The sequence below is a fragment of the Fluviicola sp. genome (assembly GCF_029266855.1).
Lineage (GTDB): Bacteria > Bacteroidota > Bacteroidia > Flavobacteriales_D > Crocinitomicaceae > Fluviicola.
In genome coordinates this window covers 282,060-294,676 of sequence record NZ_JAQSWB010000002.1, presented here as the reverse complement: position 1 = coordinate 294,676, position 12,617 = coordinate 282,060, and the positions used below count along the sequence as shown (strand labels likewise).

The 12,617-nt window shown below is 42.1% G+C and carries 9 protein-coding genes; 4 read left to right on the top strand and 5 right to left on the bottom strand.

Annotation, left to right across the window (positions count from 1 at the left end; translation table 11 throughout):
- The first annotated feature begins 66 nt into the window (after positions 1-66).
- Entirely contained in the window at positions 67-444 is a 378-nt protein-coding gene (locus K0S23_RS06700; RefSeq protein ID WP_300355660.1) for a GxxExxY protein, read from the top strand.
- Positions 445-495: 51 nt separating this feature from the next.
- Here the strand turns inward: K0S23_RS06700 and K0S23_RS06695 are convergent, their stop codons facing one another.
- The 5 genes from K0S23_RS06695 to K0S23_RS06675 form a co-directional block, all read right to left on the bottom strand.
- The gene (locus tag K0S23_RS06695; protein ID WP_300355659.1) at positions 496-1,398 is read right to left on the bottom strand and encodes a DMT family transporter; all 903 of its coding nucleotides are present in this window, start codon (positions 1,396-1,398) and stop codon (positions 496-498) included.
- Complete coding sequence (locus K0S23_RS06690; RefSeq protein WP_300355658.1) at positions 1,391-1,765, bottom strand: hypothetical protein; 375 nt, start codon at positions 1,763-1,765, stop codon at positions 1,391-1,393. Before K0S23_RS06690 ends, K0S23_RS06695 begins: the two co-directional genes overlap by 8 nt.
- Before the next feature lie 79 nt (positions 1,766-1,844).
- Positions 1,845-2,510, bottom strand: a complete 666-nt coding sequence (locus K0S23_RS06685) for a hypothetical protein (RefSeq protein ID WP_300355657.1) — start codon at positions 2,508-2,510, stop codon at positions 1,845-1,847.
- 3 nt (positions 2,511-2,513) lie between these two features.
- Complete coding sequence (locus tag K0S23_RS06680) at positions 2,514-4,211, bottom strand: DUF349 domain-containing protein (protein WP_300355656.1); 1,698 nt, start codon at positions 4,209-4,211, stop codon at positions 2,514-2,516.
- Between the two features lie 36 nt (positions 4,212-4,247).
- Positions 4,248-5,177, bottom strand: a complete 930-nt coding sequence (locus K0S23_RS06675; RefSeq protein ID WP_300355655.1) for a PfkB family carbohydrate kinase — start codon at positions 5,175-5,177, stop codon at positions 4,248-4,250.
- 214 nt (positions 5,178-5,391) lie between these two features.
- On the opposite strand from K0S23_RS06675, the gene K0S23_RS06670 reads away from it, so the two are divergent.
- The 3 genes from K0S23_RS06670 to K0S23_RS06660 all read left to right on the top strand — a co-directional run bounded on the left by K0S23_RS06670 (position 5,392) and on the right by K0S23_RS06660 (position 12,470).
- Positions 5,392-7,191: a VWD domain-containing protein gene (locus tag K0S23_RS06670; protein WP_300355654.1), complete on the top strand. Its 1,800-nt coding sequence runs from the start codon at positions 5,392-5,394 to the stop codon at positions 7,189-7,191.
- 493 nt (positions 7,192-7,684) lie between these two features.
- Positions 7,685-10,363: an AsmA-like C-terminal region-containing protein gene (locus tag K0S23_RS06665; RefSeq protein WP_300355653.1), complete on the top strand. Its 2,679-nt coding sequence runs from the start codon at positions 7,685-7,687 to the stop codon at positions 10,361-10,363.
- Positions 10,364-10,532: 169 nt separating this feature from the next.
- Positions 10,533-12,470: a T9SS type A sorting domain-containing protein gene (locus K0S23_RS06660; protein WP_300355652.1), complete on the top strand. Its 1,938-nt coding sequence runs from the start codon at positions 10,533-10,535 to the stop codon at positions 12,468-12,470.
- Positions 12,471-12,617 lie beyond the last annotated feature (147 nt).

Here is a 12,617-nt window from a genome sequence, read left to right as displayed (position 1 = left end):
AAGTTAAACATAATTTTCTAAAAAATCAATAGCTCAATTTTTCTTTTTTGTTACTAGTTTCAATCTATGACAGAAAATGAAATATCTTATAAAATAAGAGGAGCGATCTTTGAAATCTACAATACGGTTGGTCCCGGACTATTAGAAAGCGCTTATGAAGCAGCCTTATATTATGAACTTAAAAAAGCCGGATTAAAAGTTGAACGCCAGTTACAGTTACCATTTCAATACAAGGATGTAAAACTGGATGTTGGTTATAAACTTGACTTAATTGTGGAAGACAAAGTAATAGTTGAAATTAAATCAGTGACTGATTTTTCCGCTATCCATTTTAAGCAGTTAACAACTTATCTTAAATTGACAAAAGTAAAACTTGGACTATTAGTTAATTTCAATGCATCAAACATGCGGGAAGGAATTGCTCGTATAGCAAATAAGATCTAATGAACTAATTATCTGCGAAAATCTGCAAATCTGCGTGCTTATAATGTGGAATTACCTCTGGTTCTTCGAATTCACCAGATAAACCCCGCCGACAATCACAATCATCCCCAGGAACTGGGAAACATGGAACTGCTCGTGATTTAGAAATACTCCCAGGATGACAGCAACGATCGGGATCATATAAGTTACCGAACTTGCGAACATTGGTGATTTCAAAGCAATGATCCGGTTAAACAAAAGCAAAGCCAAACAGGTTCCGAAAATACTCAGAATACTGATATAGCCCAAGGCTTCATAGGCATGTTCATTTGTTTTGAGAACGCTCGATGTATCCAAACTCAAGACAATAATCCAGGCGGGTATTGCCAGGAAGCTAAAAGACAAGGAAGTAATTTCCAAAGATTTGAATTCGCTAAGCTTAAATTTGATCGTGTTCAAACTGGTTGCATACATCACCGTTGCCAGCAAAATTGCTCCTACATGCAATAGGGAAATTTCAAGGGGAGCATTGTTCAAAATTCCAACCAGGATGCAAATCCCGGAAAAGGCAATAAAAAGTCCGATCACCTGCTTTAGTTTAATGGTCTGCTTAAAGAACAAAAAGCCTAAGATCAAAGTGAAAAACGGGGTAAAACTGTTGAGCATTCCGGCTAAGCCTGACGATAATTTGGTTTCGGCAAAAGTGAATAAAAAGGCTGGAAAGAAATTGCCGCAAGTCCCGACCAGTAAAAGATATACAACTTGTTTCCAATTCTTAATCTTACGCAAATTCATCAAGCCAAAAGGCAGCATCACCAAACCGGCAATGGCTATTCTTAGTGCTCCGACCTGCGAATCTGAAAAAATGGGTATTCCTGCTTCGTCATACATCCCTCTTTTCATCAGAATAAACGAACTGCCCCAGATCAATGCTAAAATAAATAATAACAGCCAGCTGCGGAAATCTTTAGTCATTCGAAGTGTTTTCGATTTCTTCTGTCTTCGCCGAAGAGGATTCGGAATAAGCGTTACGGGCATTGCTCATCTTGAAGCGAATACCAACTAAAGCGGGTAAACCAACATGGATCAGTACAAAAAGCGCATATCCTATCGGTTTCAATTCGAAGCGGGTCGGCAATACTCCATTACTTAGCGTTTTATCCAAACCGAACCCAAAATAATAACTCAAAGCAACTTTCGACTCTACTTGGAAATGAACCAGTTCCCGATCATAGTAAAAGATCCCGTCGTACATCGGAATGGGAACAAAAATACATAAGACCAATAAAATCAGCCCGATCAAAAATCCGAGTAATAATGGTTTTTTCAGTAATCCTCTCATCAGTGCTATTTTGATCGTTAACTATTCTTTTGAAGAGACAGAAGTCAAGTGTTTCTAATCTTGCTTCCTGCAATCCTGGCTACTTTAATGCTTTAAATCCTTCCGAAAAGAACACCCGGTCGCGATTAATCCGTTCTTCCAATACCGTTCTGAATTCGCCATACTTTCCTTCCGGAATACAGTTTATGGGAAAAAAGAGCTGCAGGTCCTCAATGTATTCGAAATAAAGTGTTTGTTGATGCGTTTCTATTCTTCTCAATCCGGAAAAGAACAACAAACGAACCTCGCGATCCGCCACAACTACTGCCTTATGAGTAACACCCACCCGGAACCACGATTGTGCAATCGCCAAAAACACCAATTGATCAAGCGCCATAATTCCGTAGACAAGCCCAATCGGCCAGGCTTCCATAGTAATAAGAAATACCGTGATCATGGCGAAAAGTGCTATCAGCGCTTCAATGGTCAAAAATAAGCGAACCTGCTTCTTCCTTTCAGCCGAAACCGGTGTGCTCCACAAAAAACGTTCGGGTTTTCGCGTCATGGAAACTCCCACCCAACGACTCACAGATCTCCGGATGATCAGCAGCAATAAAAAGGTTGCTACTCCTATGAAAATGTGAAACTTAAACGGAAGCTCCGCAATCGCAATATTTAAAAAGCGGATGTCGAACGCTACACAGATTATAAATGCAAATGCCGGGAAAGAGAAGAATATCAGTAAAATATTTATGGAGCGATTCATCGATTATTGGATCATTTTAATCTTTGCTTTCAGCTCTTCGATTTTGCGTTGAGCAGCGGCAATTTTCGCTTCCACTTCTTTCTTCAACAAGTCTGCCCCTTTTGATTTCGCAAAGAAACCAAGGTTATTTTCAAATTGTAAGATATCGGATTTCAGCTTGTTAATTTTATCGTGCAGGTCGTATTTCTCTCTTGCCAGAGCCCTTTCAGCATTCGGATCGCCTTTCATTGTATCCAAACGTGCCTGGAAGAGCATTTTTTCCTGCTCCGCACCTTCTAATTTCAATTTCTTGTAATGAGAATCCAAAGCCTCTTTGTATGCATTGAAAACACGGTCTTTTTCTTTCATCGGAACATGTCCGATCTCGTTGAATTCGGTTGCAAAGCCTTTCAGGAGGTTCAATGCTTCTTTTTTATCTTCAGGAATCGTAACCGCTTTGATCCGGTCGATCAATTCCATCTTTTTCGTTAAATTCTCTTCAAACTCTTTGTCTTTCGAACTGAAATGAGCTTGTTTTGCTTCAAAGAAATGATCACAGGCAGCACGGAATTCTTTCCACAATTTTTGTTCAAACCGCTGTCCGGCACTTCCCAATGCTTTCCACTCTTTCTGGATCGTTAAAATCTGGTCGGTGGTCTTCTTCCAATCCGTAGAATCTTTAATGGCTTCCAGTTTATCAACCAATTGTTGTTTCTTGGCAGCTACCTCATCAAACTTCCCCCTGATCGAATCAAAGAATGTTTTTTTCTTAGCAAAGAAGTCATCACAAGAAGCACGGAATTCCTTCCAAACCTCTTCGTTTTCCTTCCGCGGACCAAAACCGATCTTCTTCCACTCTTCCTGCAAAGTCAAAAGAGAAGCCGTTGCCGTATCCCATTCCTTCGTATTACTTGAAGTGAAATCCTTTACCAGTTCGGCTGCTTTTCGTGCAATCTCCTTTTTCAGTTCCAGGTTTGCCGCCAGTTCCGTTCGTTTTTCGTCGTAGAATGCCTGGATTCGTGTGTAAACTGCTCTTACGGCATCCCAATACGAGTTTTTCAGGCTTTCCCATGCGTCATTTCCAACCGGACCTGTTTCGTCCCATTCGTTCTGAAGCGTTTTGATCGCCTGTTCAATATCCTTAACGTGTTCTATTTTTGACAATTCCTGGATCCGGCGTATCACATCCAGTTTCAGCTGGTGATTCCGATGAAGGTCATGTTCGCGTAATTCGCGGTAAATTTTGATATGGTAAAAGAATGTTTCCAATAAGCGGGAATATTCCGATTGAATGTCCTGGCGCTTTTCGCGGGGAATATCTCCCACTTCTTTCCAGGCATCGTGAATCTCTTTGTATGCAGTCATCGCCGCACCAATGTTCTCTTCTTTTTCTACCACATCCTTGAGACGCTCCAGCAATGCTTTTTTACGGCGCAGGTTTGATTCTTCAGCTTCTTTTTTAGCTTTCTGCAATCCTCCTTTGCGATCACGGAATTCATTGTGTAGTTTATAAAATTCTTCTCGTACCGGATCTGTCGGACGTTCCTCAACCGGTTCTCCTTTTTCCTGAGCTTCCAGTTGTTTTATTTGGAACTGACGATCCTCCTCCAGAATTACATCCTCGAACTGATTCCGTAATTCACTCACTTCGCGCGCTACAGCCAGCGCATCTTCCTGCTGCACGAGATTTTTTAACGACTCTAATAAACTTGCCTTTTCCATGATAAAGCTTTTAGTGGTTTCTCAATTTACAAATATTTAACCAACTACAGTTGACATTTCGAAATTTGTCAGGGAAACAAAACGATCAATTCTCGCCTCGATTTCATCCTTTGTAATTTCCAATAAACGTTGTGTTCCAAATTTTTCTACGCAGAAAGATGCCAATGCAGAACCTGCAATAATAGCACGTTTCATATTTTCAAAAGAAGTGTCATCCGTTGACGCAATGTACCCGATAAATCCACCCGCAAACGTATCACCTGCTCCGGTCGGATCGAATACATCCTCCAAAGGCAAAGCCGGTGCAAAGAATACTTTATCGTCCTGGAACAACAATGCTCCGTGTTCTCCTTTTTTAATGATCAAAGTCTTAGGACCCATTGCGCGAATTACACGACTCGCTTTTACCAAAGAATATTCTCCAGACAACTGACGAGCTTCTTCATCATTGATGATCAACACATCGATCAGCTTTAAGGTTTCCTTCAAATCGTCCAAAGCGATATCCATCCAAAAGTTCATCGTATCCATTGCGATCAGCTTCGGACGTTTCGTCAAACGCTCGATCACCTGGCGCTGTACCTGCGGACTCAAGTTCCCCAACATCAAATATTCTGCACCTTGGTATGATTCCGGAATGATCGGATCAAAATCACCTAATACATTTAATTCCGTCACCAAAGTATCTCTTGAATTCATATCGTTGTGGTAACGACCTGACCAGAAAAATGTCTTTTCGCCTTTTTTGATTTGCAGCCCTTCAAGCGCAACACCTTTAGAACGAAGCAGATCCAATGTTTCCTGTGGAAAATCATCTCCTACTACCGAAACGATCCGCTGATCTTTTATAAAGTTTGAAGCAGACAATGCAATAAAGGTTCCTGCACCACCTACGATCTTATCTGTTTTTCCGAATGGTGTTTCAATAGCATCAAATGCCACACTACCAACTGTCAATAGACTCATTTTCTTAATTTATTTGGGCAAATGTACGCAAATATTTAGGTATAAATCGCTCGGAATCCATTAACTATTTGTTGGTAATACTTCTATAGGAATAGATCTTGTTTTAAATTTTTATTTTATTCAATGATAATTCGTTTTTATTTTAACATTTTTTAATCTCTTCATTTTTCGGTACGTTTATTGTTTAGTTGCATTTCGAATTAAACCAACTGTTATGAAAAAACACGTTACATTCTTTGGATTATTCGCTCTTGCAGTGCTTGGAACAGTAAACGCGCAGGAAAAATCAAACTTCGGAACAGACTTCCAGCCAATCAGGAAAGATTTGGTTGCCTGGGATGCCGTTCGGGGCGAGTGGCTTGCTTCCTCTATGGAAGCAATGGCGAATAAAAAACCGACACCGGATCGTAATTTCCCGGAAGAATACACCCCCGCAGAAATGTTTGGCGCAATGCCAAGTACTACTCAAGACAGAGTCCGATCTCATATTCAGCGATCGAGTACCAACACAAGCGATAGTGCTTCACGTTCCCAATGGTCACGATTAAACAGCTTCACAAGCAGAACTCCTGATTGTAAACCGGTCATGGGAAGAACTTACGGTGACCCGCATTTAAAATCTTTTGACGGAGCTACTTATTCGTTCCAGACCGTAGGAGAATTTACACTTGTAAAATCAGGAAGCGGAAATGTCAACGTGCAGGTTCGCCAGCGCAATCAATCAGACGACTTTTCGCTGAACACTGCCGTAGCGATGAATGTCGGTGGCGACCGCGTTTGCTTTTATGCCAATGAAAAACCGGACGGAAACACCACAACACCGCTTCGAATCGGCGGAGAGCCGGTTTACGTTGAGGGAACAAATTACTACCTGGAACATGGAGGAACAATCAGCCGTTCAGGTAAAAACGACTATGTAGTAACCTGGCCTACAGGAGAGCGCGTAAAATTAGACGCTTCTCAAACCGGTGGAATGGGCTTTTACAATATTGCAGTAGAAATTTACCCATGTGCAGATAATTACGACGGAATCCTCGGGAACGCAAACGGAAGAAGCTCAGACGACTTTGATGTTCGCAACCAGCAAGGAGGAATTGCTTCCTCTAACTGGAACATGGGAGTTTTCGGTTCGACCAATCAGCGTGACCAGGTACTGGAAAAAGAATACCTGGCATTTTTAGCGAAGGATTTTGCAAGACAATACCGCATAACTCCGGAAGAATCTTTATTTGATTACGGATTCAACCAAAGCACTTATGCATTCACGGATGAATCTTTCCCAAGAGTTCACAGAACTTTAGGTGATATGAATGAAGACGACCGCAGAAGAGCACAAAGAGAATGTGAGCGCAGAGGATTTACAGGAAGTGATTTGAGTGCATGTATCTACGACAACGGTTTCCTTCGTATCGAGCCAACTCCAAAACCGAATATTCCGGATCGTACAGCAGGAAGACAATTGGATCCGATCAGAAATCCGACACCAAATGTAAACCCGGGACAAAAACCATATAGAGAGCGTTATCCGGAACCTCGACTAGGTGATCACGGGAGCACAGGCAATGGCGGAGTTCCAAGAGACCAAGCTTCCGGAGGATCTGCTCCTGGCACAGTAAGTGATAAACCCCTTGTTAATAACCGTGAAACTACAAGTTCCGGCAATCCTGAGTCAACCGGAAAAGAAGGCACATCAACAGGAGTAACAAGACCGGTTAAAAAAGAGCCGATTAGCAGCAAGCCTGTAGAAACAACAAATTCCGGTTCGTCCACCGAAAATGAGCCTGTAAAACCGGTTAAAACACCTGAACCTTACAAAGAACCGGAAGTAATCAGAACACGTCCTGTTTATACGGAGCCGGTTAGAACGGAACCTGTCAAAACAGAACCAAGATATACACCACCACCGGTAAAACCGGTGTCAACTCCGGTGCAGCGCCCCGTAAGCGCTCCCGTTTCGACACCAAGTTCAACACCATCGAAACCAATAACGTCCCCTGGAAGAAGAGGAGGTTAACACGAGAGGAGTCAGTCGCAGCTGGCTCCTTTTTTTGTCTGACCGTGAATCAAGATGAATTGTAAGTAAATTACTTACGGGGATGATTAGGTGTCTGAATCAAGCTGTTAGAAGCTATTTTTTTTAACCAATTAATAAAATGGTTTACAAACCCAGTGTAAAAAACTTGTGAATCAATTAAGAGAGCACCTATTTGTTAACCTATTAATAAAATGGTTTACAAATCCGGTGTAAAACCTGTAAATCAACTTTATACTCTTAATCCGTTAACGTATTAATAAAATGGTTTACAAACCCGCAATAACAAGTTGACCAACAATCAATTAAGCCACTAAAAAAGTGACTTTCCAAAATAACTATACGCTTAAAACCTACAAATAGCCCCACCATTTCAAACATCATCTACCCAAAACTGAAACAAATTAAAAATCGAACGTTAATTACTATTGGGTGCCGGCTAATTTCAAGCCTGGTTTCGGTGTAAATTTGATGTATGAAGTGGAAGAAGTGGCTGGTGAAATCTGTGAAGTGGTTCTTTGGGATCCTTGTGAGCCTTGTTATGGTCATCAGCTTCCTGCTTTATGTCTTCAAAGACGACATTATCAATTACGCTATTTCTGAAATTAATAAAACGTTAAAAACCGAAGTTCATGTGGATGAGATCGACGTTACATTTTGGGGAACCTTCCCAAATCTGAGCCTCGACTTCAATAATGTCTTCATCCAGGATGCTTTCTCCTACTCCACGAAGAACGACACCTTATTGTTTACCGAACAAATCCGTCTGAAATTCAACCCGATGGATATCTGGAACGAGAAATACAATGTAAAGAAAATTGATATCCGTCCGGGAACTCTTAAACTCAAGGTCGACAAAAAAGGAGCCGTCAATTACGATATTTTTAAGGAGTCTGAATCCGGAGAAAAAACGAGTTTCAACCTGACCCTGGAAGCCATCCATGCAACCGGGATCCGCTTTTCCTATTCGAACAGGGTGAATGAAAACAGCTACAGAACACATGTTCAGGATATTCGCCTGGTTGGTAATTTCACCCAGGATAAATTTGATATTGCAACAAAAGCCAATTTCTATATTCAGCGGATTCAAAACGGGTTGGTTCCCTTTATCATTAATCAGCAGGCTTCAACAAATGTTTCCGTTCATATTGACCAGGTGGCTGAGACCTTCAATATTACACGCGGAAAACTACTGCTTTCGGGAATTCCATTTGACTTTGATGTGAATGTGGATACAAGTGAGGTCAAACTCCGCATTGATGCGAATAAAATCCCCTTAGCTGACCTGGCGAATAAATTGGCGGTAAAGGAAGTGAAAACCGTTTCCGAACTGAAAGGTTCCGGAACTGCAACATTTCACCTGGATTTCCAAAACAAATTAAAAAAAGATTCCTATCCGAAAGTGGATTGTAATTTCTCTATTGACAATGGAAGACTAACGGAACCAACCAAAGGATTGACACTTCGCAACATTGATCTGAAAGGCTATTATTCCACCTTGAAGGGCAAGGACAGAGAAGAACTAAGCATTAAGAACGTATCCTTCCAAACCATCAGCGGTCCCTTTTCAGGACACCTGGCTATTCACAGATTCTCGAAACCCAACTACCGCGGTGCGGCAAAAGGTTCACTGGACCTGGAAGTAATTCACGCCCTGTTCAAAATACCGAAAATCGAAGAGCTTTCCGGAAAAGTAAAGGTCAACACCAATTTTTACCTGGAAACTGTGATTGAAAACGGTGAAGCCCTTGTTGAGATCGTTGACGGAAATGGAACAGCTTTGATGGATAATGTCGATCTCAGGCTCCAAAACGATTCACGCAAGTTCTATGATATTTACGGGAATCTTATTCTAAACCGGAGCGATGCTGTTTTGGAAGGCCTGAAAGTACGCCTGGGTGAATCGGATTTGGAACTGAACGGAAGCTTTAATCACATTGATCTGTTCTTGCAGGATAAGCACACTCTTGATGTAGCCGTAATTGCAGAAAGTAAAAAAATCAACCTGAAAGATTTTACCAACAGCATTGCAGGAGATCCGAAAACCACGACCACAAACCGGGAGTGGATGCTCCCTACCCTGATCAACGGAAATGTCAAATTGAACGTGGATGCAATTCACATGGATCATCATACCTTCTCACAGATCAATGGTGAGATGACGGTTGGAAACAGGAGTATTTCAATTCAAAAACTGCATGGAATCACAGCAAATGCAACTGTTCGCGGAACGTTTGCCGTTGTAGAATCTGCTCCTGAATATTTTCAGCTGGCAACCAGTCTGAGCTCAAAAGACATTTATTTCAAACCGATCTTCCGCGAATGGAACAACTTTGACCAGGAGGTGATTAAAGAAGATAATATCAGCGGTCGTGCCGAAGCCATTCTGGACCTGAAAGCTCCCTTTGATTTAAGTTACGGTATTCTGAAAGACGAACTCGAGGCCCAGATCCAGTTGAAAATAATCGGTGGACAGTTGAAAAACGTCAGCACTTTTACAGCTCTTACAAAAGATCTGAAAACCACCAAGACCAAAATGATCCTGAAGTCGAGGGAAATTGATGCTTTGCAGGATAAATTAAACAACATCCAGTTCGAAACGCTCGAAAACACCATTTTCATCAAAAAGAGCGTGATCATTATCCCGAAAATGGAGATCAAAACCAGCGCTCTTAATATTACTGTAGACGGAAAACACAAGTTCAATAACGATATTGACTACAAATTTGCCTTCCGTTTCCGCGAGTTAAAGCAGCAAAAAGACGAATCCGAATTCGGGATTGTAGAAGACGACGGAACGGGAATCAAAGTCTTCGTGCGCATGTACGGAAACCTGGACAATCCGATCATCGAATGGGATAAAACTTCGCGCAAGGAAGATGCAAAACAAAACCGCGAGGAAGCAAAACAGGAAGCAATCTCCATTCTTAAGTCAGAATTGGGTTTATTCAAAAAAGATACCACCATTAAAAAATACCAGCCGCCGAAGAAAGATTACGAAGTACTGAAAATCGAATTCGGAAAGGAAGAAGAAGTGAATCCCTTCGAAGAAAAGAAAAAGATCGAAAAGGAGAAAAAAGGACTCAAAAAGTTCGGTGAAAAGCTGAAAGAAAAATCCAAACCGGATGAAAAGGAGGAATTTACCGTTGAATAATTACGAATTATTTGATCCGATGTAAACTTCAGGATAGTCGTAAATAAGGTGTTTTCTAAGCATACTCTTTTTAATTCGGAACTTGGAGTTCGGCATGCGTAATTATTTATGGATTTTTGAACCCAAACGCATCTCAAGTGTAACTAGTAATAATTCTAAACTGCATGTTATGAGATTCGTTACCTTACTTTGCATCCTTTTACTTGGAACCGGCGCTGCCTTTTCCCAATCACTTTCCGGAAACATGAACACGGAGGCCCACAGTGAAGCCCTTCGCTACGGGAATGTGGACATTTACAAAGGAGATAAATTAGTTGCTTCTGTCCTCACGGATAAACTGGGGAACTTTGCCGTTGCGCTTGACACCGGAACATACGTCTGTGTCATGAATTATGCCGGCTACTCACCCATCACGAAAGAAATTAAAGTTACCGGAGATGAAGTCGCTGATTTCAAAATGAAAGCTGATCCGAGTAAACCTCCAACGCACACCACCAGATCCGAAGACGGCGATTTTAAAGGAAGAGCCCTGGAAGAACTTGCCGTTGAATCTTATCGCGTTGAATCCAAATCTGCCAAAGCGTACAAGCGGGAAGATCTTTCCCGAACACCCACCCGGGTTGGGGCCGTCATGGCTACTACGCCCGGTGTCACCACAAGCGGTTGGGCTTCTGTCGACGGAACCTCTGGCGGGCTTGGTGTTGGAGCTTCTGCCAGTTCAAAACTACTTACAGCGGGTGAAATAAATGATTTTTCCAAGTGGAAAATGTGGCAGGATCTTTCCAAAGGAGAATTGGCAAGCTACCAAAAAACCTGGCAAATCGCTCCATCCGGAAGATATACGGTCATGCTTCAATCCGAAAGCGGAATTCCAATTGTGGATGCGGTTGTTCAATTGCTTTTGAACCGGGATGTTGTTTTTACAAGCAGAACCGATAATAGCGGGAAAGCAGAATGCTGGCTGACCATTAAAAACGAAACACCAGTGATCGATGGAAAACTATCCATCCAAATCTCATATAACGGGAAAACGTCCACCATCAATAAAGTCAAAGCTTTTGAAAACGGATTGAATCACCAAAAATTGGATATCTCCTGCCAGGAAGTGGAAAATGTCGACGTGGCCTTTGTAGTAGATGCAACCGGATCCATGGGCGATGAAATCAGCTTTTTGCAAGCGGAAATGAGTGATGTCATTTTCCAGTCAAAACAAATTAGTAACAAATTGAATTTCCGGTTCGCGAATGTCTATTACAGGGACGCAGGAGATTCATATGTTACTAAAAGCATGGATTTTAACCGCATTTTATCCGAATCAGACGCTTTCATTAACCAGCAGTATGCCGGTGGTGGTGGCGACTTCCCCGAAGCGATGGACGTGGGTCTCGATTCTGCCATTAATAACCTGAGTTGGAGCGAAAATGCACGGGCGCGGATCTTATTTTTGGTTCTGGATGCACCGCCGCACCAGAATGCCGTTGTAAACGAACGCCTTCAGCGTTTAATTCTCCAAGCAGCTGAGAAAGGCATTCGCATTGTTCCTATCGGGGCGAGCGGGATCGACAAAAGTACCGAATACTTAATGCGCACTTTGGCTTTGGGAACGAACGGAACCTATACTTTCCTGACCGATCACAGCGGAATCGGGAACAGCCACATCAAACCATCGACAGACAGTTACGAAGTGGAAACGCTGAATGCCATCATGGTCCGCATCCTGAAAAGTTATACCTACATGCCGGATTGCCAGCAGAACATTCCCGACCTGGCGTTGAATATCCCGGATTCCATTGTGTCGACAATTCCTGCTGCAGATTCAAGTGATACGAGCGGAGTGAAACCCGATCCGAAAGCCCTGAACATTACCTGGAGCTATTATCCCAATCCGACAAATGGAATGATCACCATCCTTCCGAATACAGATATCAAAGAATTGTATGTCTCCGATCTGAGCGGGAAAGTACTTCAGATCCTTCCGAAATTGAAAAAAGACGAACGCATCCAGGTCGATTTATCGAATTACGCCACCGGGATCTACCTCATCCGCTATTTAGATGAAAACAATCATTGGCTGAGCGGGAAAGTGGTGTTGCAGAGAACAAGTTAGGCACACGACGCAATCATTAATATCGTAAAAAAACAAATACTTATCCGTTATAAACCCAGCAGGGGCGCGATTAATCGCGCCCCTGCTGGGTTTTTTGATTCCGATAGTTATCGGGATTATATTTTAATTTTCAATTATCAATGTAAC

Excerpts from the sequence above, each read along its gene's own strand:
- K0S23_RS06700 (WP_300355660.1), top strand. The coding sequence starts at position 67 with ATGACAGAAAATGAAATATCTTATAAAATAAGAGGAGCGATCTTTGAA.
- K0S23_RS06695 (WP_300355659.1), bottom strand. The coding sequence starts at position 1,398 with ATGACTAAAGATTTCCGCAGCTGGCTGTTATTATTTATTTTAGCATTG.
- K0S23_RS06690 (WP_300355658.1), bottom strand. The coding sequence starts at position 1,765 with ATGAGAGGATTACTGAAAAAACCATTATTACTCGGATTTTTGATCGGG.
- K0S23_RS06685 (WP_300355657.1), bottom strand. The coding sequence starts at position 2,510 with ATGAATCGCTCCATAAATATTTTACTGATATTCTTCTCTTTCCCGGCA.
- K0S23_RS06680 (WP_300355656.1), bottom strand. The coding sequence starts at position 4,211 with ATGGAAAAGGCAAGTTTATTAGAGTCGTTAAAAAATCTCGTGCAGCAG.
- K0S23_RS06675 (WP_300355655.1), bottom strand. The coding sequence starts at position 5,177 with ATGAGTCTATTGACAGTTGGTAGTGTGGCATTTGATGCTATTGAAACA.
- K0S23_RS06670 (WP_300355654.1), top strand. The coding sequence starts at position 5,392 with ATGAAAAAACACGTTACATTCTTTGGATTATTCGCTCTTGCAGTGCTT.
- K0S23_RS06665 (WP_300355653.1), top strand. The coding sequence starts at position 7,685 with ATGAAGTGGAAGAAGTGGCTGGTGAAATCTGTGAAGTGGTTCTTTGGG.
- K0S23_RS06660 (WP_300355652.1), top strand. The coding sequence starts at position 10,533 with ATGAGATTCGTTACCTTACTTTGCATCCTTTTACTTGGAACCGGCGCT.